The organism is Methylobacterium sp. E-005 (genome assembly GCF_022829725.1).
Taxonomy (GTDB): Bacteria; Pseudomonadota; Alphaproteobacteria; order Rhizobiales; family Beijerinckiaceae; genus Methylobacterium.
In genome coordinates, this window is record NZ_JAKSYG010000207.1 from 102,980 (window position 1) to 124,851 (window position 21,872).

The following is a 21,872-nucleotide window of genomic DNA, read 5'->3' on the forward strand; positions in this document are numbered from 1 at the left end:
GCGGCCCCCGCGAGAGGACGTTCCATGACCGCGATCACCAATATCAGCGCCCGCGAGATCCTCGACAGCCGTGGCAATCCCACGGTCGAGGTGGACGTGATCCTGGAGGACGGCTCCTTCGGCCGCGCCGCGGTCCCCTCGGGTGCCTCCACGGGCGCCCACGAGGCGGTGGAGCTGCGCGACGGCGACACGAACCGCTTCCTCGGCAAGGGCGTGCTCAAGGCGGTCGAAGCGGCGCAGACCGAGATCCTCGACGCGATCGGCGGCATGGAGGCCGAGGATCAGGTCGCGGTCGACGAGGCGATGATCGAGCTCGACGGCACGCCCAACAAGGCGCGGCTCGGCGCCAACGCGATCCTCGGCGTGTCGCTGGCGGTGGCCAAGGCCGCGGCCGAGGCTTCGGGCCTGCCGCTCTACCGCTACGTCGGCGGCGTGCAGGGCCGGGTGCTGCCGGTGCCGATGATGAACATCATCAACGGCGGCGCCCATGCCGACAACCCGATCGACTTCCAGGAATTCATGATCATGCCGGTGGGCGCCGATTCGCTCGCCGAGGCCGTGCGCATGGGCTCCGAGGTGTTCCACACCCTCAAGGGCAAGCTGAAGAAGGCCGGCCACAACACCAATGTCGGCGACGAGGGCGGCTTCGCCCCGAACCTGCCCTCGGCCGAGGCGGCCCTCGATTTCGTGATGGACGCGATCAGCGCCGCCGGCTTCAAGCCCGGCCAGGACATCGCGCTCGCCCTCGACTGCGCCGCCACCGAGTTCTTCAAGGACGGCGGCTACGCCTATGAGGGGGAGGGCACGACCCGCACCATCGAGGCGCAGGTCGATTACCTCGCCCAGCTCGTCGATGCCTACCCGATCGTCTCGATCGAGGACGGCATGTCGGAGGACGATTGGGCCGGCTGGAAGCTGCTGACCGAGCGGGTCGGCGACCGCTGCCAGTTGGTGGGCGACGACCTGTTCGTCACCAATGTCGAGCGCCTGTCCCGGGGCATCGGCGAGGGCACGGCCAACTCGATCCTGATCAAGGTCAACCAGATCGGCTCGCTCACCGAGACGCTCGCGGCGGTCGATATGGCCCAGCGCGCCGGCTACACCGCGGTGATGTCGCACCGCTCGGGCGAGACCGAGGATTCGACCATCGCGGATCTGGCGGTCGCCACCAATTGCGGGCAGATCAAGACCGGCTCGCTGGCCCGCTCGGACAGACTGGCCAAGTACAACCAGCTGATCCGCATCGAGGAGGGCCTTGGGCCCCAGGCGCTCTATGCCGGCCCGGCCGCGCTCAAGCAGCTCGCCCGGCGCTGAGGACGCGCCGCCCGCCTCGCCTGGGCGAGGCGGGCCTATGGTTCCAAGGGCGCAGGTACCGCGAGCGTAACGAAGACGATCCGCGCCCTTGTCCCTGAACAGGTGAAGCGGCAGCGGAGCCTGATCCGGGAGCCGGCACGAGAACAAGCCGCGCCAGCGGCACAAGTTGGACCGGAAGGACGCTTCACGCTGTTCCGTGCTGGGTTCCGGGACGCATTCCGCTCACGCTGCAGGCCCCCGGGACAAAGGCGGTGCCAGCCGCCATCCGCTCGGTGCCGGGTGGGAAGGCGGGCTTTCAGGCCCTCGGCACGGTCCAGACCCGCATCGGCCGCGACAGGCCGCGCAGCTCGATCGTCCCGACCGGCTCCAGCGGACGCGCGCAGCGCTCCGCAAACGAGTCCGACACCAGGAGATCGTGGCCCAGCGTCGCGCACTGGCTCTCGATCCGGCTGGCCTCGTTGACCGCCCGGCCGATGATCGTAAAGTCGAGGCGCCGCTCGGTCCCGACATTGCCGTAGATCACCGTCCCGAAATGCACGACGCATTCGGCCACGAGTTCCGGCAGCCCGGCCGCGCGGCGGCGGTCGTTGAGCGCGGCGTTGGCGGCGAGCCCTTCGGTCGCGGCGTCCAGGGCGGCCCCACAGACCGGGCAGGGCAGGGGGCCGGCCTCCGGCACCGGGAAGATCGCCAGGAACCCGTCCCCTAAGAACTTCAGGATCTCGCCGCCGTGCCGCGCCACCGGATCGCCGAGGGCGTCGAAATGCTCGTTGAGCCACGTGACCATGTCGGCCGGATCCACCCGGTCGGCCAGGGCCGTGAAGCCGCGCAGATCCGTCAGCAGGATCGCCGCCGGTACGGCCCGCCCCTCGCCCCGCCGGATCTGACCGTCGAGGATCCGCTCGGCGGTGGAGCGGCCCAGATAGGTCGCCGACACCTCGCGGAACGTGTGGGCCAGGCTCATCTTGGCGAGGGCGAGGGTCAGGAACGGGAGGATGTCGGCGATGGCGGCCAGGTGCGCCGCGGTGAAGCCGGCCCCGTCCCGGGTGCAGAACGAGACCGCGATGCCCCGCAGCGCGGTACCGGGGGCGAACTCGACGATGTGCAGGACGTAGTCGACGCCGCCCTGGGCCCCGAGGGCTCGCAGGACCGGAAAATCCGCGTCCAGCCCGGGCGCGTCGAGGCGCCAGCGCCCGAAGCTCTCGCCCTTCTCCACCAGCGCGTAGACCGGGCTCAGGAGCCAGTCGCTCTCCTCGTCGGCGCCGTGGGCATTGGCGACGAAGGAAATCCCCTCGCCCGCGTGCCAGTTCAGGCTGACGCCGCGCAGCGTCGGGTCGAGGGCCGGGGCCATGACGCTGACCCGCCAGACGGGGATGCCGGCGCCGGCCAGCGCCTCGCAGAAGCCGGTCAGCAGCGTGTCGTGGTCGTCGGTGGCGGTGGCGTGCCCGGCGATCCAGCGGCTCAGTCGTGTCAGGTCCATCCCTCAGGCTCGCCCCTGTCTGCCCCGGCCGCCGCACGATCGCAAAGAACCCTTAACCTTTCCGCGCGACGGTCGCCCCATGGTTGTCCGCCGCCGCGTCAGAATGGTCGTGTTGCCGCTCGGTCTCTGGACCCTGTCGGCGCTCGTCGTCGGCTATTTCGTCTGGCAGGCCGAGAGCGGCAATCGGGGCCTCGAGGCCAAGAAGGCGCTGAAGATCCGCGCCTATCAGCTCACCCAGGAGCTGAACGCCGTGAAGGCCGAGCGGGCGACCTGGGAGCACCGCGTCGCCCTGCTCAAGAGCGACCAGATCGACCGCGATCTGCTGGAGGAGCGCGCGCGGATCGTGCTCGGGCGCGTCCACGCCAACGACGTGGTCATCATCACGCCGTGATCGCGGTGGCGCCCCGCGCCGCAATCCCGAAAGCCTTCTGACAACAGCGGCCTCCTGTCAGAGCGGCAACCCTCGCTTTCCAACTGGCGCTGTCCTACACCCCCCGAAGTCGCGTGGAATCATGGGGAGTGCGCCGATGGATGCCGCCAAGGAGCCCGCCAAGGACGCTGCGTCCTCGGCTTCGCAGGCCGGAAGCCCCCAGGTCGCCGAGGCGCACAAGCCGGCGCCCAACATGCCGCAATTCTCGCGGGACGAAGACCTCCACGCCTATCACGAGATGCTGCTGATCCGGCGCTTCGAGGAGAAGGCCGGCCAGCTCTACGGCATGGGCCTGATCGGCGGCTTCTGCCACCTCTATATCGGCCAGGAGGCCGTGGTGATCGGCATGCAGATGGCCTCGGTCGAGGGCGACCAGGTCATCACCGGCTACCGCGACCACGGCCACATGCTGGCCTGCGGTATGGACCCGAAGGGCGTGATGGCCGAGCTGACCGGCCGCCGCGGCGGCTACAGCCGCGGCAAGGGCGGCTCGATGCACATGTTCAGCCGCGAGAAGCAGTTCTTCGGCGGCCATGGCATCGTCGGCGCGCAGGTCTCGCTGGGCACCGGCCTCGCCTTCGCCGATCATTACCGGGAGAACGGCAAGGTCAGCCTGACCTATATGGGCGATGGCGCCGCCAACCAGGGCCAGGTCTACGAGAGCTTCAACATGGCGGCCCTCTGGAAGCTGCCGGTCGTCTACGTGATCGAGAACAACCGCTACGCCATGGGCACCTCGGTGGCCCGGGCCTCGGCGCAGACCGACTTCTCGAAGCGCGGCCTCTCCTTCGGTATCCCGGGCGAGCAGGTCGACGGCATGGACGTGCGCACCGTGCGCGAGGCCGCCACCCGGGCGATCGAGCACGCCCGCACCGGCCAGGGGCCGTACATCCTGGAGATGCAGACCTACCGCTATCGCGGCCACTCCATGTCCGATCCGGCCAAGTACCGGACCAAGGACGAGGTCTCGAAGATGCGCGACGAGCACGACCCGATCGAGATGGTGCGCAAGCGCCTGCTCGAATTGCACGGCGTGCCGGAGACCGAGTTGAAGGCGACGGATGCCAAGGTCCGCGAGATCGTCAACGCCTCGGCCGAGTTCGCGACCAACGATCCCGAGCCCGATCCGTCCGAGCTCTGGACCGATATCTTGTTGGATGCGCACGCCTAGCGCGATCCTGAAACCCTGGCCGCCCCTATCGAAAAGACGACCGCAGAGCTGAGCATGGCGACCGACATCCTGATGCCCGCCCTCTCGCCCACCATGGAGGAGGGCAAGCTCGCCAAGTGGCTGAAGAAGGAGGGCGATCCGATCAAGTCCGGCGACGTGCTGGCCGAGATCGAGACCGACAAGGCCACCATGGAGGTGGAGGCGATCGACGAGGGCGTCCTCGCCAAGATCCTGATCGCCGAGGGCACCGAGGGTGTTGCGGTCAACACGCCGATCGCCGTCATCGCCGCCGAGGGCGAGGACCCGGCGAGTGTCCAGTCCGGCGGCGGCGCCAAGTCCGATGCTTCCAAGCCCAACGGCGCGGGCGGCCATCCGGCGCCCACGCCCGACATGCAGGCCGAGGGCATGGCCGACAAGGCCGCCCCCGCCGCCAAGACCGGCGACGATGCCCCGAAGGCCCCGGCGGCGCCGGCAATCATCACCAACAAGGCCGACGAGCCGGTGATGGAAGAGTTCCCGACCGGCACGCCGATGGTCACCACCACGGTGCGCGAGGCCCTGCGCGACGCCATGGCGGAGGAGATGCGCCGCGACGGCGACGTGTTCGTCATGGGCGAGGAGGTCGCCGAGTACCAGGGCGCCTACAAGATCACCCAGAACCTGCTGCAGGAATTCGGCGCCAAGCGGGTGGTCGACACCCCGATCACCGAGCATGGTTTCGCGGGCATCGGCGTCGGCGCGGCGCTCGCCGGCCTGAAGCCGATCATCGAGTTCATGACCTTCAACTTCGCCATGCAGGCGATCGACCACATCATCAACTCGGCGGCCAAGACGCTGTACATGTCCGGCGGCCAGCTCGGCTGCCCGATCGTGTTCCGGGGCCCCAACGGCGCGGCCGCCCGGGTGGGCGCCCAGCACAGCCACGACTATTCCGCGTGGTACTCCAACGTGCCGGGCCTGAAGGTGATCGCGCCCTACACGGCGTCCGACGCCAAGGGGCTGCTCAAGGCCGCGATCCGCGATCCGAACCCGGTGATCTTCCTCGAGAACGAGATCCTCTACGGCCAGTCCTTCCCGGTGCCGCAGCTCGACGATTTCGTGCTGCCGATCGGCAAGGCGCGGATCCACCGCCCCGGCACGGACGTGACCATCGTGTCCTTCTCGATCGGCATGACCTACGCGCTGAAGGCCGCACAGGTGCTGGCCGAGCAGGGGATCGAGGCGGAGGTCATCGACCTGCGCACGATCCGCCCGATGGATTCCGAGACGGTGGTCAAGTCGGTCAAGAAGACCGGCCGCTGCATCACCGTGGAGGAGGGCTTCCCGCAATCCGGCATCGGCGCTGAGATCGTGGCCCGCCTGATGGCCGACGCCTTCGATTACCTCGATGCCCCGGTCCTGCGGATCACCGGCAAGGACGTGCCGATGCCCTACGCGGCCAATCTGGAGAAGCTGGCGCTGCCGAACGTTGCGGAGGTCGTCGAGGCCGCCAAGAGCGTCTGCTACAAGTAACGGGCGCGCGGGCGACGCTGTCGCCCGCCCCGGCCAGGATCGAGGAACAGCCGGCGCGCCATGAGCCAGGATTCCAACAGCGACTTCGCCGAACTCGCCATCCCGCCCGACGCCCTGGAACAGGGCGGCATCGAGGTGCTGCGCGCGGCCGTGGTCGACGGTGCGGTGAGCGTCGCGCTGCGCCGCTCCTTCGACGACCCGGCAACCTGGGGCCGGCTCCTGATCGACCTCGCCCGGCAGGCGGCCCGCGCCTATGCGCTGGAGACCGATATGTCGGAGGAGGAGGCCCTGGAGCGCATCCGCGCCGGTTGGGAGGCCGAGGGGCTCGACCCCGGCGGCCTCAACTAGCGATGGCACCCGACCATGGCTGAGGCGGCTGTCCGGCAGGCGACCTACGCGGATCTGGAAGCGGTCCCCGAGCATCTCGTCGCCGAGATCATCGACGGGGTGCTGGAGACGCATCCGCGGCCGAGGCCCCGGCACGGCATCGCCGCGGCTCGCCTTTCGGGAGAGCTGGATCGGCCGTTCGCGCGTGGCCGTGGCGGCCCTGGTGGATGGGTGTTTATCATCGAGCCGGAACTTCATCTGGGATCCCAGGTGGTCGTTCCCGATCTCGCCGGCTGGCGCCGCGAGCGGATGCCGGCCGAACCCGAGGACGCGTACATCGAGACTCCTCCGGACTGGATCTGCGAGATCCTCTCGCCGTCCACCATCCGCCTCGACCGAGGCCGCAAACGCAGCATCTACGGCACGTCCGGCGTCGGTCACCTCTGGCTACTGGACCCGGCCGCGGGCGTGCTGGAAGGCTTCGCCCTCGCGGACGGGCGCTGGGTGCTCCCCGCCACGATCCAGCGCGGCGAGACCGTGGCCCTGCCGCCCTTCGACGCCGTTCCGTTCCCCTTCGACGACCTCTTTCCCTTCGACGATCCGGCCGCCCCGGCCCAGCCCGAGACCTGATGCCATGCCGATCAACGTGCTGATGCCCGCGCTCTCGCCCACCATGGAGAAGGGCAACCTCGCCAAGTGGCTGAAGAAGGAGGGGGACGCGATCAAGTCCGGCGACGTGCTGGCCGAGATCGAGACCGACAAGGCCACCATGGAGGTGGAGGCGATCGACGAGGGCGTGCTCGCCAAGATCCTCGTGCCCGAGGGCACCGCGGACGTGCCGGTCAACGACCTGATCGCCATCATCGCCGCCGAGGGCGAGGACCCGTCGAGCGTCCAGGCCGGCGGCGCGCCGAAGGCGGCCTCCAACGGCGCGGCCGAACCCAAGTCCGAAGCCAAGTCCGAGCCCAAGGCTGACGCCTCGGCGGCCGACCAGAACACCACGCCCGGCGGCGGCCACATGTCGTACGAGCGGATCAACGCCGCGCCGGAGGGTGCGCAGCCGAGCGGTGCCCCGCAGGCCGGCGCCCAGGCCGGTTCGGGCGGGCGGGTCTTCGCCTCGCCGCTCGCCCGGCGGATCGCCAAGCAGGAGGGCGTGGAACTCGGCGCCGTCCAGGGCAGCGGCCCGCATGGTCGCATCATCGCCCGCGACGTCCAGGCCGCGAAGGCCTCCGGCGCCACCAAGGCCCCCGCCGCCGCTCCGCAGGCCGCCGCCGAGGCGCCGAAGGCGGCCCCGGCTCCGAAGGCCGCCCCCGCGGGCGGCGGCGCGCCGGCCGGACTCACGACCGATCAGGTCAAGGGCTTCTTCGCCAAGGATGCCTACGAGGAAGTGCCCCTCGACGGCATGCGCAAGACCATCGCCAAGCGCCTCACCGAGGCGATGCAGGTCGCCCCGCACTTCTACCTGACGGTGGATTGCGAGCTCGACGCGCTGATGAAGCTGCGCGAGACGCTGAACGGCTCCGCCGGCAAGGACAAGGACGGCAAGCCCGCCTTCAAGCTCTCGGTGAACGACTTCGTCATCAAGGCGATGGGCCTCGCCCTGACCCGCGTGCCGGCCGCCAACGCGGTCTGGGCCGAGGACCGGATCCTGCGCTTCAAGAACGCGGAGGTCGGCGTCGCGGTGGCGATCGACGGCGGGCTGTTCACCCCGGTGATCCGCCGGGCGAACGAGAAGACGCTCTCGACCATCTCCAACGAGATGAAGGACTTTGCGGCGCGCGCCCGCGCCAAGAAGCTGAAGCCCGAGGAGTACCAGGGCGGCGTCACCTCGGTGTCGAATCTCGGCATGTTCGGGATCAAGCACTTCACCGCGGTGATCAACCCGCCGCAATCGAGCATCCTGGCGGTGGGCGCGGGCGAGAAGCGCGTGGTCGTGAAGGACGGGGCGCCAGCCGTGGTCCAGGTGATGACCTGCACCCTGTCGTGCGACCACCGGGTGCTCGACGGGGCGCTCGGCGCGGAGCTGGTCTCGGCCTTCAAGGGGCTGATCGAGAACCCGATGGGCATGCTGGTCTGAGGCGGAGCACACGATGTCCGACACCTACGACGTCCTCATCATCGGCGCCGGGCCCGGCGGCTACGTCACGGCGATCCGCGCGGCGCAGCTCGGGTTCAAGACCGCCGTGGTCGACCGCGAGCATCTCGGCGGCATCTGCTTGAACTGGGGCTGCATCCCCACCAAGGCGCTGCTCCGCTCGGCCGAGATCTACCATTACTTCCAGCACGCCGGCGATTACGGGCTGACCGCCGAGAAGGTCGGGTTCGACACCGCCGCCATCGTGAAGCGCTCCCGCGGCGTCTCGGGGCGGCTGAACGGCGGCGTCGGCATGCTGCTCAAGAAGAACAAGGTCGACGTGATCTGGGGCGAGGCCGCGGTCGACAGCGTGGCCAAGGGTAACCAGCCCGGCCAGGTCACCGTGAAGGAATCCAAGCGCGCCGAGCCGCCGAAGGGCGCCAAGGGCGCCGGCACCTACCAGGCCAAGCACATCATCGTGGCGACCGGTGCCCGGCCCCGGGCGATCCCCGGGATCGAGCCCGACAAGAAGCTGATCTGGACCTACTACGAGGCCATGGTGCCCGAGACGATGCCCAAGAGCCTGCTGGTGATGGGCTCGGGCGCCATCGGCATCGAGTTCGCCTCGTTCTACCGGACCATGGGCGCCGAGGTGACCGTGGTGGAGCTGCTGCCGCAGATCCTGCCCGTGGAGGATGCCGAGATCGCCGGCCTCGCCCGCAAGCGCTTCGAGAAGCAGGGGATCAAGATCCTCACCGGCGCCAAGGTGACCAAGGTCGAGAAGGGCGCCAACTCCGTCACGGCGACCATCGAGGGCGGCGACGGCAAGACCCAGCAGATCACCGCCGAGAAGCTGATCTCGGCGGTGGGCGTGGTCGGCAACATCGAGAATATCGGCCTCGAAAAGCTCGGCGTGACGATCGACCGCGGGATCGTGGTGACGGACGGGCTCGGCCGCACCAACGTGCCCGGCCTCTACGCGATCGGCGACGTCGCCGGCCCGCCGATGCTCGCCCACAAGGCCGAGCACGAGGGCGTCCTCTGCATCGAGACCATCAAGGGCCTGCACACCCACCCGATGGACAAGGCCAAGATCCCGGGCTGCACCTATTGCCAGCCGCAGATCGCCAGCGTCGGGCTGACCGAGGCCAAGGCCAAGGAGCAGGGCTTTGCCGTGAAGGTCGGCCGCTTCCCCTTCGCGGGCAACGGCAAGGCGATCGCGCTCGGCGAGCCGGACGGGCTGATCAAGACCGTGTTCGACGCCAAGACCGGCCAGCTGCTCGGCGCCCACATGGTCGGCGCCGAGGTGACCGAGCTGATCCAGGGCTACGTGGTGGCGATGAACCTGGAGAGCACCGAGGAGGAGCTGATGCACACGGTGTTTCCGCACCCGACGCTCAGCGAGATGATGCACGAGAGCGTGCTGGATGCGTATGGAAAGGTGATCCATACTTGATAAAAACATAATTTGGGATCTCAACTGTGGAAGTTTTGCTGATTGGGATCCCAAAACTTCAAATTTATTCGGCGTAAGAATTTGCCCCTGATTTGATTGCGTAAAATTACGCTTTACTGGTGGGAAGCGGCCAGCACACCACCAATGTTTCTCGGCCTTAATTTGGGGCACATCTTGATGGCAATTCTTGAATTTATCTGCTTTGGGTGCACGTCTTAAAACGCCTCACATCAAGGCAACTACTAGATGGGTCAAGCGTCGATAGGTCTACACAAGAGAAGATTTGCAAACTATCTCAGCATAGCCGAAGATTCTGATCTATTTAGGCTGGTGTGGGCGATTTTCACATTACAATCTGACAGACCTGAGCGGGCTCTAGACTACTTGGACTTTCCAAACGAAGCAATTACCACCGATCACGGATCACGTTATTTTGCCCATCGATGGAAATTAGAGACGATAATAAATGAATCTCTAGTTACGCCAAAAAAGCCGCCTACTTCGTCGTACGACAGGAAGCTCACATGCTCGTCGTACAACGATATAGCCGCTTTGCTGAATGCCCTCGGAAAGGTGGAAAACGCTGAAGCCGGAGTATCGCTTCAACAGATTAACGTACTTGATGAACTTCATCGCCTTGCGCAAAGACAATTCGAATGGCAGCGTGGCTTTCTGCTATTAAGTAATCTATATCGTTCAAGTTTTATCTACGGCGGCAGCTTGGCGCGATCTGAATTCGAGAGAATTCGCCAAATGTCACTCGACACGTTCGTTCAGGCCTGTTTTTCCGTCGGCGCCTCTCTAACGACACGTCCCTTTCTCGATAAAGAGACGAGTTTCGAAATCATCGGATTATCGCGGGAAGCAATCGCGCAAACTTGGCAGATTATTTCACTCCCAATCGAGCAGGCTCGTTCACAGGCGATAGAGTTAAGATCGAAAGGCGGACAAATCGCATACCGGCCAAGCCTTCTTAGAAAATTTCCATGTATCGCCTTTGGTAGCTCCCACAATATTGTCATTGCCCCACTGCCAACGCTTGTCATGCTGCGATCTACCGCAGGAATTTTCTATGACTTGGTGACGGCCCATACCGCCACGCGCAATGAAATAGGTGGCCGGTTCGAGATCTATGTAGCCGATCTGCTGCGAACAATATTTTCTCATAACGACATAAGGCGCAGTTTCAAGTACAATTCGAAGAACGGTGAGGTAGATTCACCAGATATTTCTGTTGTGCAAAATAATAAAATTGCGGCTATTGTTGAATGCAAGGCCTTGAAAATGACATTTGAGGCTCGTTTTGGTGATTACCCTTTGAGGGATGCCAAATCGAGATACGACGAACTGGTGCGAGGCGTTATTCAAATTTGGAAGTACAGAGCTCATGTAAGGCTCGGCATCGCACCTGTCGTAGCCTTTTCAGAAAACGCAATAGGATTAATAGTAACGCTCGATAGCTGGCTGATGATGTCAAAATCTATGCAACAGCAAATCGTCAAGCAGGCGCGTTTAGAATCTGTCGAAAAATTTCCGATGATCAACGAAGTAGATCGTATATCTGTGTCTTTTTGCCCCATAGATGATCTTGAAATTTTGTGTGCCCGAGCCACTCCGAGCTCTCTCATTGATACATTTGTTCAGGCCGCATCTGAGCAACTTATAGGTTGGATGCTATGGAATGTACATGATGAAATAGCGCCGGGTCCTCATACCAACAAACCTTACCCTTTTCGAGATCGTGTAGCGGAAGTAGTACCGTGGTGGGGGCAAATGGCATCTCGAATGGGTCGCAACCCAGTTACCTTCGATTTAGAAAATCCACAGGCGTCAAGCGATTTATAATCGAGTTTGCTTCGTCTATTTCACCCCCGCCCCACCTCCACCGGCTCCGCCTCCTCCGGCGAGGGCACATACGCGCACCACTCACAGATCCCCCGCTCGGCCCCCCGGGCCGCATTCCGCTGCGAGCAGAGCGGACACACCAGAAGCTTCAGCCGCCCGCCGGCGCGCAGGGCCAGCCCGCGGCCCCGGAACGTGACCTCGGTCGCGCCGTCGCCCGGCGGACGCTCCCGGACCCAGCCGCTCACCGGTCCACCCCGTCGGCCGGACGGGCGGCCCCCGGGCCGTGGCGTCCGTTCGATCCCATCCGCATGCGATGCCGCCCCCCAGCTCAGCCGCGATGATCCCGCCGGGTTAAACCCTGAGCCGGCGAATGGCTCCGCTTCCGGCTGTGCATGGGCGCGGGATGCGGCGCGGGCCGTTCGCCCGTATGACTCGACCCGGTACGAAGCGGGCGCGAGGCGGAATCCGATGCGGGGCGAATCGATCGAGGCGGCCGGCGGGCTGCCCACCTATGCCGACGTGGCCCGGGCGGCCGACCGGATCGCGGGCGTCGCGCACCGCACGCCGGTGCTCACCTCCCGCACCGCCGACGCGATGACCGGCGCAAAGCTGTTCTTCAAGGCCGAGAACCTGCAGCGGGCCGGGGCCTTCAAGTTCCGCGGGGCCTACAACGCCATCAGCGCCCTGTCCGAGGCGGAGCGCGCCCGCGGGGTGATCACCTTCTCGTCGGGCAACCACGCCCAGGCGATCGCCCTGGCGAGCCGGCTGCTCGGCGCCCCGGCCACGATCATCATGCCGGGCGACGCCCCGGCGGCGAAGATCGCGGGCACCCGCGGCTACGGCGCCGAGGTGATCCTCTACGACCGCTACAGCCAGGACCGGGAAGCGCTCGGCCGGGCGATCGCGGAGCCCCGGGGCCTGACGCTGATCCCGCCCTTCAACCATCCCGACGTCATCGCCGGGCAGGGGACCCTCGCCCAGGAGCTGATCGAGACCGTGGGCGCGCTCGACGCGCTGGTGGCCTGCCTCGGCGGCGGCGGCCAGCTCGCGGGCTGCGCGCTGGCGGCCGCCGAACTGTCGCCGGGCTGCCGGGTGATCGGCGTCGAGCCCGAGGCCGGCAATGACGGGCAGCGTTCGTTCCGCGACGGCGCGATCGTGACGATCCCGGTGCCCCGCACCATCGCCGACGGGGCGCAATCGACGGCGCTCGGCCCGCTCACCTTCGCGATCATCCGGGAGAGGGTGGCCGAGATCGTCACCGTCACCGACGCTCAGCTCGTGGAGACGATGCGGTTCTTCGCCAGCCGGATGAAGATCGTGGTCGAGCCGACCGGCTGCCTCGCGGCGGCGGCGGTGCTGCACGGGCTGGTGGACGTCAAGGACAAGCGGGTCGGGGTGGTGATCAGCGGCGGCAACGTCGATCTCGCGACCTTCGCGCAGCTCACCGCCGGGGCTGCCTGAGCGGAGTTGGGTCGGGAGCCACACAGCACTTTGGGAAGCCCCGGATCGGCGATCCAACCCACCCCCTCGTCCTGAGGTGCCGGAGCGCAGCGGAGGCCTCGAACGAGCCCGCCTTCGAGGCCCGCTAACGCGGTCACCTCAGGATGAGGGGGTTTGGTGGGATCACCCGATCGCCTTGCGCTCGGGCACGGCCCTCCGGCGCCGAATGCCGGGCGGGTGTGACCCGGGCGCGGTGGACCGACTGCAACCCAATGCTTATCTTATCGGCGTCAGAATGCGCGTCCCCGGGCCTTGAACCCGGTTGGGCGGGAGGGTGACGATGTCGACTGGGTTCAAGGTTCTCTCGCTGACCGATCGGGCCGCCGACCGGATCAAGGCGATCATGGCGGATGCCGACCGGCCGATCGCCGGCCTGCGGGTCGGCGTCCGCAACGGCGGCTGCGCCGGCATGTCGTACACGATGGAATACGCCGAGGCCGCCAAGCCCGGCGAGGACGTGGTCGAGGATCGCGGCGTGCGGGTCTTCGTCGATCCGAAGGCGGTGCTGTTCCTGCTCGGCACCGAGATGGACTTCACCACCAACAAGCTCGCGTCGCAGTTCGTGTTCAACAACCCGAACCAGACCTCGGCCTGCGGCTGCGGCGAGTCCGTGGCGATCACGCCCGTCTCGGCCGACCGGATCCCCGCTCAGGCCTGACGTCCCGGGTTTCCAAAGGACGCGTCCTTTGGTGGGGTGTCGGAGTGAAACCCCGGCATACGGATCCTGGCCCCCTCTCGCAGGGCCCTGCACCCGCAAAAGGCTCGCCCTTCCGAAACCCGTTACGCCACCTGCGACAGGGCCTCGGCCGTGTCGTCCACGGCGCGGTTGCGGCCGCCGCGCTTGGCCACGAACATGCACAGGTCGGCCCGCTCCATCAGCGAGGCCGGCGTATCGCCCGGGCGCAGAACCGCGACGCCCAGCGACACCGTGACCTTGCCGAGCGATTCGCCCGTCGAGCGCTTGACCAGTTCCCGCCCCATCACGCTGGTCCGGACGGTCTCGGCCACCTGCCGCGCCGCCGCGCGGTCCGCCCCGGGCAGCACGATGCCGAATTCCTCGCCGCCGAACCGGGCGAGCTGGGCCGGCTTGCCCGCCTTCTCGCGCATCACGATCGCCACGAGCCTGAGAACCTGATCGCCCGTCAGGTGGCCATACAGGTCGTTGAAGCGCTTGAAGAAATCGATGTCGAGGATGATCAGGCTCATCGGGCCGGCCCGCAGGCGGGCCTCGTCGATCGTCGCCTTCAGGGTCTCCTCGAACTGCTTGCGGTTCGCGAGGCCGGTGAGCGTGTCGGTGAGGCTCTCCAGGCGCGTCGCCTCCAGCTTCTCGCGCAGGGTCTCGATCTCGCTGCGGGTCTCCCGCATGCGCGCTTCGAGGACCCGGTTGTTCACCGCGACCTCCCGGGTGGTGGAGGCGAGCGTCGCGACGATCTCGCCCAGCCGCGCCCCGCTCGGCAGACCCTGGGCGAGGTCCTGGGCCAGCCGGCGCAGGGATTCGCCGTACCGGGTCGTGGAGCCGAGGGAGAGATCGAGGATCTCATTGGCGGCGGCGATCTCGTTCAGGACCACGCCGCTGATGTCGCCGGCGGCGCTCGCGAGCCGGCGCCCGTCGAGATACGTCTCGTACAGCGCGTCGATATCGGCTTCGGTCAGGCCGCCATTCTGCGTGATCAGACGCTTCACCGCGTCGCTGAGCAACGGAAGCTCGGCCGACACGTAGGTGTACCAGACCGCGTAGGCGTGGGGCGTCGGGATCGGGCCGTAGTCGCGGATCAGATCATGGACCCGCTTCGCCAACGCGAAGCTGCGATCCCGATCCATGGGGGTCTCATGACTCATGCCAGTGCCGTCGCCCCCGGATCATCGGCGCCTCGACGCGCGGGCTCCCGAAAATTAATCTACGGCAGGTCGGTAGCTGAGACGTTAAGCTCGAATAGCCAGAGTTATTTCTCTTTCTTCGCCAGAACTGGACGAAGCAGGAAGGCCGGCACGTGCGAGCCGAGACCGACCGGGGTCTCGCCCTCCGGCTCGTTCCGGCGCCCGCGCTCGTCCCGCACCCGCTCCTCCCGCCCGGACTCGCGGCGCGGCTCCGGCCGGCCCTCGATCCGAGGGGCCGCGGATCCGCTGCGGCCCCCGCGGGCCTTCGGACGATCCCCGGAGTCGGACCCCGTCCCGGCGGCCCTGGCCACGCTCTTGGCCGGTTCCCTGGCCGTTTCTCTTGCCGGTTCCCTGACCGACTCCCTGGCTGGCCCCTTGGCCGCCCCCCTGGCCGAGCGTGATCCGCGGCGCCCCTCGCCGGAGCGGCCGCGATGGCGGGTACCGGTGTCGCTGGAGGATTCGGCCACGGAGGACAGATCACCGTCGAGCCACGGGATCGGCTGGCCGATCAGCGCCTCGATGGCACCGAGCGACCGCGCATCCTCCGGCGCGACCAGCGTGTAGGCGGTGCCGCTCCGGCCCGCGCGGCCGGTGCGGCCGATCCGGTGGACGTAGTCCTCCGGGTGGTGCGGCACGTCGAAGTTGAAGACATGGCTGACCGCCGGAATGTCCAGGCCGCGGGCCGCCACGTCGCTGGCGACCAGCAGGGCGGTCTCGCCGTTCCGGAACGCGTCGAGGGCGGTGGTGCGCGCCCGCTGATCCATGTCGCCGTGGAGCGCGGCGGCGTCGAAGCCGTGGCTGACCAGGGACTTCTGCAGCAGGGCGACGTCGCGCTTGCGGTTGCAAAAGATGATCCCGTTGTTGAGCTCCGCCTCGCCGCGGATCAGGTCGCGCAGCCGCTCGCGCTTGGCGTGGCCCTCGGAGCCGGTGGCGACGAGGCGCTGGGTGATCGTGGTGGCCGTGGAGGCGGGCCGGGCCACCTCGACCCGCTGCGGGTTGTGCAGGAACATGTCGGCCAGCCGCTCGATCTCCGGCGGCATGGTCGCGGAGAAGAACAGGGTCTGCCGGGTGAACGGCACCATCTTCACGATGCGCTCGATATCGGGGATGAACCCCATGTCGAGCATCCGGTCGGCCTCGTCGATGACCAGCAGCTCGACGCCGGTGAGCAGCAGCTTGCCGCGCTCGAAATGGTCGAGCAGGCGGCCGGGCGTCGCGATCAGCACGTCGGTGCCGCGCATCAGCTTGGCATCCTGGTCGGCGAAGGAGACGCCACCGATGATCAGCGCGACGTTGAGCTTGTGGTTGGTGCCGTAGCGGTCGAAATTCTCGACCACCTGGGCGGCCAGTTCCCGCGTCGGCTCCAGGATCAGCGTGCGCGGCATCCGGGCGCGGGCGCGGCCGTTCTCCAGCAGCGTCAGCATCGGCAGCGTGAAGGCCGCGGTCTTACCGGTCCCGGTCTGGGCGATACCGAGGACGTCGCGGCGGGCCAGCACGTGGGGAATGGCCTCGGCCTGGATCGGCGTCGGCTCGGTGTAACCCGTCGATTCGACGGCGTTCAGGACTTTCTCACTCAGTCCCAGGTCGGAAAAAGGCATCTGCGTTCTGGAACCGTTGCGCGCCCGGCCGGCGCGAAGGACACCGTCGCGGCAACGGCTGGGAAAGGCTTGCGCGGGGCGCTGGTACGCTCCCGGGGCCGCGGGGCGCATGCTTCCGTGTCAGTTAGGGGCTTGGCGCCGCTTGTCAATCTCGCAATGCGCAGCCCTGCGCCACCACGCACAGGCGATCAGGGCCGGAGCTGCCCCGCGGCGGGCAGGGTGACGGGCGAGGGGGCGGGCGCGGTGACCGGAACGAGACAGGGGTCGAGACGCGTGCCGCGGGCCGCCTGAGCCGCACCCATTTGCGTGATCGCGCCGGTGGTCTCGGGATCGACCGGTACCGGGATCGCTCCAGCGGCCAGGCGGGCAGCCGTGCGCCCGGATCCGTCAGTGGGCTTGTTCCATCGCGCCAGTTGCGCGGCGCCGGCAACCGCCACGAGCCCGATCACCAACGTCACCCGCAGAGACCAAGCGAGAAGGCTCTTCGCGGCGGGGCGCCCCTCCTCACCCTGGCCCGGGACCTCCATCGTCGGTCGCCGCCGGCCAAAGGATTTCGGCGCCTGAACGCGGCGGACCTGCATCGGCGACTCACTTCGCCGAACATGCAGCCGGCCCGCACCGACCCTCACCCAACAGAGTTAACCAACACTTGACGCCACGCATCACAGGCGATCGCAGGCCAAGGCAAACCATGGGGGATGCCTGCCATCACGGGAGACGGACCACACCCCTCCTCTAATATTATTTTCTTTTTCAGTCGTATTTAAATCTATAGTGTTCTATTTTCCCCGTATTCGATCTGATATATTGCGACTTCGAGCGCTTTTATGGCCAGTAAACTGGAATTTTTGCGACAAACAATCTTCATGATTCGTTGACTCAGCGCATCTAGTCTGATGATCCTTGTTGCGGAAAAGCGACAGACCTCAAACCCAAGAGCACCTAGAAGGCTGCCGGCTCCCGTTCATTTAGGACCACTTGAAACATGAAGACGATTCTCCTTGCATCGACTGTGCTCGTCGGCTCCGCCGCCGCAGTCTCCGCGGCGGATCTGCCGCGCCGCGCCGCCCCACCGCCCGCCTTCACGCCGGTGCCGGTTTTCACCTGGACGGGGTTCTACTTCGGCGCGAATGCCGGCTACGGCTTCGATGCCAGCAGCCGCCGGACCACCAACTACAACCTGCCGGCCGGCTCCGTGGTCGGTTCGGAGGATACCGCCGGCGTCGTCAGCGTGCGGAACCGGTCGAACAACGACGGCTTCACCGGTGGCGCGCAGATCGGCTACAACTACCAGTTCACGCCGGGCTCGGGTGTCGTGATCGGCTTCGAGGCTGACGCCCAGTATGTCGACTTCGCCCGTCGCTCCAACGGCACGCAGGATTATGTCGGCCTCGGAATTCCGGGCGCCGCCTTCACCGCGCCGCGCGCCTACGTCGCCACCAGCGGCAACGGCCTCGACTACTTCGGTACGGCGCGCGGCCGCCTCGGCTACGCCTTCGACCGCACCCTCGTGTACGCCACCGGCGGCTATGCCTACGGCTCGGGCCAGGACGACCAGAACTTCGCCGGTCGCCGCTTCCGCGACAGCTTCCGCACCGGCTACGCGGTCGGCGGCGGCGTCGAGTACGCGCTGCCCACCGACTCGTTCCTGAACTTCTTCAAGTCCTCAGCCGTGACCTTCAAGGTCGAGGGTCTCTACGTGAACCTCGACCGGCAGAAGAACGCCGCGGCCGGCGTCTACGTCCCGAGCCTCCTGCCGCCGAACGGCGTGGCCTACCTCAATGGCGGCGCCGCCAAGACCGAGTTCGCGGTCGTCCGCGCCGGCGTGAACTACAAGTTCGGCTCGTACTGAGCTCGACGGACGGAGCCGGGTGTCCCGGCGCCGTATCGAAGGGGTCCGACCGCGAGGCCGGGCCCCTTTTTCGTTCCGTACGCCTGGACCGGTGGGATGGGTGCGACATGGACGGCCGGAACCGGACCGGCACCGGGCGATTGTGACCGCGGCGCCTCGCGGGATCAGGGCGCAGCGGAGCGATCAGCCATGCGGAGCCGAATCCTTCTCCTGTCGCTGGCCGCGATCGGCCTCGCGGCCGTCCCGGCGCAGGCCCAGGATGCCAGCGTGATCGGCAAGGGCACCGTGCTGCCCGGAACCGGGCCTGGAACCACGCTCGGCGGCACCGGGGCCGGACGGCTCATGGAAGCCGCCAACGCCGAGGACGCGAAGAAGCGTCAGGGCCTCAAGCCCGTCGCGTTCCTCACGACCAAGATGATCGGCGTCGAGGTGCGCAACCAGGGGGGTGACAGCGTCGGCAAGATCGATGACCTGCTGATCACCGATGGGGGAACCCTGAAGGCGGTGGTGATCGATGTCGGGGGCTTCCTCGGGCTCGGCAGCAAGCGCATCGCGGTGGAGCCCGGCGCCGTCGTGCTGCGGCCCGGCGGAGACCGATTCTCCGCCATCCTCAACATGGGCAAGGACGCGATCTCCGCGGCGCAGCCCTTCGATCCGGCGAAGGCGATCGCCGCCCACTGAAGCCGCGCCCCGGGCCATCAAGGGTTCTTAAAGGGCTGAAGCCCTTTGGCGGGTCGCCAGGGCACAGCCCTGGCCGATCAGGCGGCCTCAGATATCGAGATCCGCCCCCTCGGCGAAGGCCGCGCGCTCGCTGATGAAGGCGAAGCGCGCCTCGGGCTTGTTGCCCATCAGGCGCTCGACCGTGTCGCCGGTCGATTCCCGGGCCTCGTCCAGGACCGCGACGCGCAGGAGCGTGCGCTTCTTCGGGTCCATGGTGGTCTCCTTGAGCTGGGCCGGCATCATCTCGCCGAGGCCCTTGAACCGCCCGATCTCGACCTTACCACCCTTGAACACCGACTTGACGATCCGCTCGCGATCCGCGTCGTCCCGGGCATACGCCACCTTCGAGCCCTGCTGCAGCCGGTAGAGCGGCGGGATCGCGAGGTAGAGGTGGCCACGGTCGATCAGCTTCGGCATCTGCCGGTAGAAGAAGGTGATCAGCAGCGAGGCGATGTGGGCGCCGTCGACGTCGGCGTCCGTCATGATGATCACCTTGTCGTAGCGCAGATCCGTCTCGCGGAAGGCCGAGCCGGTGCCGCAGCCGAGCGCCAGGGTGAGATCCGAGATCAGCTGGTTGGCGCCGAGCTTGTCGCGGGACGCCGACGCAACGTTCAGGATCTTGCCGCGCAGCGGCAGGATCGCCTGGGTCGCCCGGTCCCGGGCCTGCTTGGCCGAGCCGCCGGCGGAATCACCCTCGACGATGAAGATCTCCGAGCCCGCGGTGCCGGCGGCCGAGCAATCGGCGAGCTTGCCGGGCAGGCGCAGCTTGCGGGTCGCGCTCTTGCGGGCGACCTCCTTCTCCTGGCGGCGGCGCAGGCGCTCCTCGGCCCGGTCGATCACCCAGTCGAGCAGCTTGTTGGCCTGGGCCGGGGAGGCGGCGAGCCAATGGTCGAAGGCGTCCCGCACCGCCGTCTCGACGATGCGCTGGGCCTCCACGGTGGCGAGCTTGTCCTTGGTCTGACCCTGGAACTCGGGCTCGCGGATGAAGACCGAGAGCATCGACGCGCAGGTCGCCATGACGTCGTCGGTGGTCACCGCCGTCATGCGCTTGGCCTGGTTCACCCGCTCGGCATGCTCGCGCAGGCCGCGCAGCAGGGCGACGCGGAGGCCCGCCTCATGGGTGCCGCCCTCGGGAGTCGGGATCGTGTTGCAGTAGGAATGTGAGAACCCGTCCTCGGCGACCATCCAGGCCACCGCCCATTCGAGCGAGCCGTGGGAGCCCGGCTTGGTGATCTTGCCGGAGAACATCGCGTCGGTGACGAGGTCTTTGCCCTCGATGTCCCGGGCGAGATAGTCGCGCAACCCGTCGGGGAAGCGGTGCACGGCCTCCGCCGGCACGTCCGCCAGCCCTTCGAGGAGGGCCGGGGCGCAGCGCCAACGGATCTCGACGCCGCCGAACAGGTAGGCCTTCGAGCGCGCCATCTTGAACAGGCGGCGCGGGTCGAACTTCAGCGAGCCGAAGATCTCGGCATCGGGGTGGAAGCGGACCCGCGTGCCGCGCCGGTTCTGCACCCGGCCGACCAGCTCCAAGGCGCCCTGCGCATGGCCGCGCGAAAACGTCTGGCGATAGAGGGTCTGGTTGCGCGCGACCTCGACCTCCAGGAGGTCGGACAGGGCGTTCACCACCGAGATGCCGACGCCGTGCAGGCCGCCCGAGGTCTCGTAGACCTTCGAGTCGAACTTACCGCCGGCATGCAGCGTGGTCATGATGACCTCCAGCGCCGACTTGCCGGGGAATTTCGGGTGCGGGTCGACCGGGATGCCGCGGCCGTTGTCGGTGACGACGAGGGCGCCGCTCTCCTCCAGCTCCACCTCGATGAAGCTGGCGTGACCCGCCACCGCCTCGTCCATGGAGTTGTCGATCACCTCGGCGAAGAGGTGGTGCAGCGCCCGCTCGTCGGTGCCGCCGATATACATGCCGGGCCGGCGCCGGACCGGCTCCAACCCCTCCAGCACCTCGATGTCGGAGGCGGTGTAGCCGGCCTCCGGCGCGGCCGAGGCGATGGTCGTCACCGAGGTCGAGGCGTCCAGGCGCCGCCGCGGCTCGGGCGGACGGCCAGACGGGCCCTTGCTGCCCGGCCCGAACAGGTCGCGCGCCGGGTCGCTCACGCGCGGCCTCCGCGGACGCGGCGAGTCGGCCGGCTCAGTTTCGCGCAGACGGGTCGTGGGTCGTGGAGCATGCGCCTTCATCCCCGCATGATAGCGGAACAAAACGTAAACATCAAAGCCATTCGCCGTTCGGCGACGCAGCCGCATCATCGCATGCTGCACCGCCGCGAGCGAGGGTCCGCGGGGCACAGAAGACCGGCACCCGCCCGACGCGTGTCATCGCGACGTTGCACAACAGTGAGTTAAGGCTTTCTCGCGACATAGTCGGTCGGATCTCAGCAGAACTCCACCGGAACAGATCGGAACGATCGACGTTGCCGACACAGACAAACTTGACCGTGGCCGGGGCGCGACGGTCCAGGGAGGCGCAGTCCATGAGTGACGCTGCAATCGAGGCCCGTCGCCTGACCCTGATCCGCTTCGAGCATGCGGCCGGTGCCGCCTTCGGATGCGACGACGAGGCCAGCCTGCCGCAGGCGCGCGCGCTGATCAACGCCACCACGATCGCGCTGGCGACCTTCGCGACCGCGGTGGCGGCGACGATCACCTATCTGGTCTGAGCCAGACCACGGCATGCGACAGGGAAGGGTGCGCCCGGTCGCTCCGTCC

At 67.3% G+C, this 21,872-nt stretch carries 20 protein-coding genes; 14 read left to right on the forward strand and 6 right to left on the reverse strand.

All coding sequences use genetic code 11. The features are described from left to right. Positions 1 to 24: 24 nt before the first annotated feature. A complete protein-coding gene (eno, locus tag MKK88_RS24020; RefSeq protein WP_244004212.1) occupies positions 25 to 1,314 on the forward strand; it encodes a phosphopyruvate hydratase in 1,290 nt (429 codons plus the stop codon). Between the two features lie 295 nt (positions 1,315 to 1,609). Here eno and MKK88_RS24025 read toward each other — a convergent pair whose 3' ends face one another. Then, entirely contained in the window at positions 1,610 to 2,791 is a 1,182-nt protein-coding gene (locus MKK88_RS24025) for an adenylate/guanylate cyclase domain-containing protein (RefSeq protein WP_244004214.1), read from the reverse strand. A gap of 79 nt (positions 2,792 to 2,870) precedes the next feature. On the opposite strand from MKK88_RS24025, the gene MKK88_RS24030 reads away from it, so the two are divergent. The 8 genes from MKK88_RS24030 to MKK88_RS24065 all read left to right on the forward strand — a co-directional run bounded on the left by MKK88_RS24030 (position 2,871) and on the right by MKK88_RS24065 (position 11,606). Further along, positions 2,871 to 3,182: an FtsB family cell division protein gene (locus MKK88_RS24030; RefSeq protein ID WP_244004217.1), complete on the forward strand. Its 312-nt coding sequence runs from the start codon at positions 2,871 to 2,873 to the stop codon at positions 3,180 to 3,182. A 136-nt stretch (positions 3,183 to 3,318) separates the two neighbouring features. Beyond that, positions 3,319 to 4,392, forward strand: coding sequence for a pyruvate dehydrogenase (acetyl-transferring) E1 component subunit alpha (gene pdhA / locus MKK88_RS24035; protein ID WP_244004218.1), 1,074 nt, complete (start codon positions 3,319 to 3,321; stop codon positions 4,390 to 4,392). A 54-nt stretch (positions 4,393 to 4,446) separates the two neighbouring features. Further along, positions 4,447 to 5,904 (forward strand): pyruvate dehydrogenase complex E1 component subunit beta, encoded by a 1,458-nt coding sequence (locus MKK88_RS24040; protein ID WP_244004220.1) that lies wholly within the window; start codon positions 4,447 to 4,449, stop codon positions 5,902 to 5,904. Between the two features lie 60 nt (positions 5,905 to 5,964). Further along, positions 5,965 to 6,252 carry a DUF5076 domain-containing protein gene (locus MKK88_RS24045; protein ID WP_244004222.1) on the forward strand — a complete coding sequence of 96 codons (288 nt, stop codon included), beginning with the start codon at positions 5,965 to 5,967 and terminating at the stop codon, positions 6,250 to 6,252. Positions 6,253 to 6,267: 15 nt separating this feature from the next. Then, positions 6,268 to 6,861: a Uma2 family endonuclease gene (locus tag MKK88_RS24050; RefSeq protein ID WP_244004224.1), complete on the forward strand. Its 594-nt coding sequence runs from the start codon at positions 6,268 to 6,270 to the stop codon at positions 6,859 to 6,861. Between the two features lie 4 nt (positions 6,862 to 6,865). Then, positions 6,866 to 8,308, forward strand: coding sequence for a pyruvate dehydrogenase complex dihydrolipoamide acetyltransferase (locus tag MKK88_RS24055; protein ID WP_244004226.1), 1,443 nt, complete (start codon positions 6,866 to 6,868; stop codon positions 8,306 to 8,308). 13 nt (positions 8,309 to 8,321) lie between these two features. Then, positions 8,322 to 9,761, forward strand: coding sequence for a dihydrolipoyl dehydrogenase (gene lpdA, locus MKK88_RS24060; RefSeq protein WP_244004228.1), 1,440 nt, complete (start codon positions 8,322 to 8,324; stop codon positions 9,759 to 9,761). Between the two features lie 552 nt (positions 9,762 to 10,313). Next, positions 10,314 to 11,606, forward strand: coding sequence for a hypothetical protein (locus MKK88_RS24065; RefSeq protein WP_244004230.1), 1,293 nt, complete (start codon positions 10,314 to 10,316; stop codon positions 11,604 to 11,606). A 20-nt stretch (positions 11,607 to 11,626) separates the two neighbouring features. Here the strand turns inward: MKK88_RS24065 and MKK88_RS24070 are convergent, their stop codons facing one another. Continuing rightward, positions 11,627 to 11,851, reverse strand: coding sequence for a hypothetical protein (locus MKK88_RS24070; RefSeq protein ID WP_244004231.1), 225 nt, complete (start codon positions 11,849 to 11,851; stop codon positions 11,627 to 11,629). A 223-nt stretch (positions 11,852 to 12,074) separates the two neighbouring features. Here MKK88_RS24070 and MKK88_RS24075 point away from each other — a divergent pair, with 223 nt between their 5' ends. Beyond that, positions 12,075 to 13,067: a threo-3-hydroxy-L-aspartate ammonia-lyase gene (locus MKK88_RS24075; protein WP_244004233.1), complete on the forward strand. Its 993-nt coding sequence runs from the start codon at positions 12,075 to 12,077 to the stop codon at positions 13,065 to 13,067. Between the two features lie 319 nt (positions 13,068 to 13,386). Further along, complete coding sequence (locus MKK88_RS24080) at positions 13,387 to 13,764, forward strand: HesB/IscA family protein (RefSeq protein ID WP_091721672.1); 378 nt, start codon at positions 13,387 to 13,389, stop codon at positions 13,762 to 13,764. 122 nt (positions 13,765 to 13,886) lie between these two features. On the opposite strand, the gene MKK88_RS24085 is transcribed toward MKK88_RS24080, so the two are convergent. The 3 genes from MKK88_RS24085 to MKK88_RS24095 form a co-directional block, all read right to left on the reverse strand. Further along, positions 13,887 to 14,945, reverse strand: a complete 1,059-nt coding sequence (locus tag MKK88_RS24085) for a GGDEF domain-containing protein (RefSeq protein WP_244004234.1) — start codon at positions 14,943 to 14,945, stop codon at positions 13,887 to 13,889. A gap of 104 nt (positions 14,946 to 15,049) precedes the next feature. Then, on the reverse strand, positions 15,050 to 16,582 hold the full coding sequence (locus MKK88_RS24090) for a DEAD/DEAH box helicase (protein WP_244004236.1): 1,533 nt from the start codon (positions 16,580 to 16,582) through the stop codon (positions 15,050 to 15,052). Positions 16,583 to 16,770: 188 nt separating this feature from the next. Beyond that, positions 16,771 to 17,163: a hypothetical protein gene (locus MKK88_RS24095; RefSeq protein WP_244004238.1), complete on the reverse strand. Its 393-nt coding sequence runs from the start codon at positions 17,161 to 17,163 to the stop codon at positions 16,771 to 16,773. 404 nt (positions 17,164 to 17,567) lie between these two features. On the opposite strand from MKK88_RS24095, the gene MKK88_RS24100 reads away from it, so the two are divergent. Then, the gene (locus tag MKK88_RS24100; RefSeq protein WP_244004239.1) at positions 17,568 to 18,434 is read left to right on the forward strand and encodes an outer membrane protein; all 867 of its coding nucleotides are present in this window, start codon (positions 17,568 to 17,570) and stop codon (positions 18,432 to 18,434) included. A gap of 189 nt (positions 18,435 to 18,623) precedes the next feature. Further along, entirely contained in the window at positions 18,624 to 19,115 is a 492-nt protein-coding gene (locus tag MKK88_RS24105) for a PRC-barrel domain-containing protein (protein WP_244004241.1), read from the forward strand. A gap of 87 nt (positions 19,116 to 19,202) precedes the next feature. Here the strand turns inward: MKK88_RS24105 and parE are convergent, their stop codons facing one another. Continuing rightward, positions 19,203 to 21,263: a DNA topoisomerase IV subunit B gene (parE, locus tag MKK88_RS24110; protein ID WP_244004243.1), complete on the reverse strand. Its 2,061-nt coding sequence runs from the start codon at positions 21,261 to 21,263 to the stop codon at positions 19,203 to 19,205. Between the two features lie 374 nt (positions 21,264 to 21,637). Between parE and MKK88_RS24115 the strand changes: the two genes are divergently transcribed. Beyond that, positions 21,638 to 21,823, forward strand: a complete 186-nt coding sequence (locus MKK88_RS24115) for a hypothetical protein (protein WP_244004245.1) — start codon at positions 21,638 to 21,640, stop codon at positions 21,821 to 21,823. The last annotated feature ends 49 nt before the right edge of the window (positions 21,824 to 21,872 follow it).

Coding starts and splice junctions, on each gene's coding strand:
- MKK88_RS24050 (WP_244004224.1), top strand. CDS start 6,268: ATGGCTGAGGCGGCTGTCCGGCAGGCGACCTACGCGGATCTGGAAGCG.
- MKK88_RS24090 (WP_244004236.1), bottom strand. CDS start 16,582: ATGCCTTTTTCCGACCTGGGACTGAGTGAGAAAGTCCTGAACGCCGTC.
- MKK88_RS24030 (WP_244004217.1), top strand. CDS start 2,871: ATGGTTGTCCGCCGCCGCGTCAGAATGGTCGTGTTGCCGCTCGGTCTC.
- MKK88_RS24055 (WP_244004226.1), top strand. CDS start 6,866: ATGCCGATCAACGTGCTGATGCCCGCGCTCTCGCCCACCATGGAGAAG.
- lpdA (WP_244004228.1), top strand. CDS start 8,322: ATGTCCGACACCTACGACGTCCTCATCATCGGCGCCGGGCCCGGCGGC.
- eno (WP_244004212.1), top strand. CDS start 25: ATGACCGCGATCACCAATATCAGCGCCCGCGAGATCCTCGACAGCCGT.
- MKK88_RS24045 (WP_244004222.1), top strand. CDS start 5,965: ATGAGCCAGGATTCCAACAGCGACTTCGCCGAACTCGCCATCCCGCCC.
- MKK88_RS24095 (WP_244004238.1), bottom strand. CDS start 17,163: ATGCAGGTCCGCCGCGTTCAGGCGCCGAAATCCTTTGGCCGGCGGCGA.
- MKK88_RS24100 (WP_244004239.1), top strand. CDS start 17,568: ATGAAGACGATTCTCCTTGCATCGACTGTGCTCGTCGGCTCCGCCGCC.
- MKK88_RS24080 (WP_091721672.1), top strand. CDS start 13,387: ATGTCGACTGGGTTCAAGGTTCTCTCGCTGACCGATCGGGCCGCCGAC.
- MKK88_RS24025 (WP_244004214.1), bottom strand. CDS start 2,791: ATGGACCTGACACGACTGAGCCGCTGGATCGCCGGGCACGCCACCGCC.
- MKK88_RS24075 (WP_244004233.1), top strand. CDS start 12,075: ATGCGGGGCGAATCGATCGAGGCGGCCGGCGGGCTGCCCACCTATGCC.
- MKK88_RS24115 (WP_244004245.1), top strand. CDS start 21,638: ATGAGTGACGCTGCAATCGAGGCCCGTCGCCTGACCCTGATCCGCTTC.
- pdhA (WP_244004218.1), top strand. CDS start 3,319: ATGGATGCCGCCAAGGAGCCCGCCAAGGACGCTGCGTCCTCGGCTTCG.
- MKK88_RS24040 (WP_244004220.1), top strand. CDS start 4,447: ATGGCGACCGACATCCTGATGCCCGCCCTCTCGCCCACCATGGAGGAG.
- MKK88_RS24105 (WP_244004241.1), top strand. CDS start 18,624: ATGCGGAGCCGAATCCTTCTCCTGTCGCTGGCCGCGATCGGCCTCGCG.
- MKK88_RS24085 (WP_244004234.1), bottom strand. CDS start 14,945: ATGAGTCATGAGACCCCCATGGATCGGGATCGCAGCTTCGCGTTGGCG.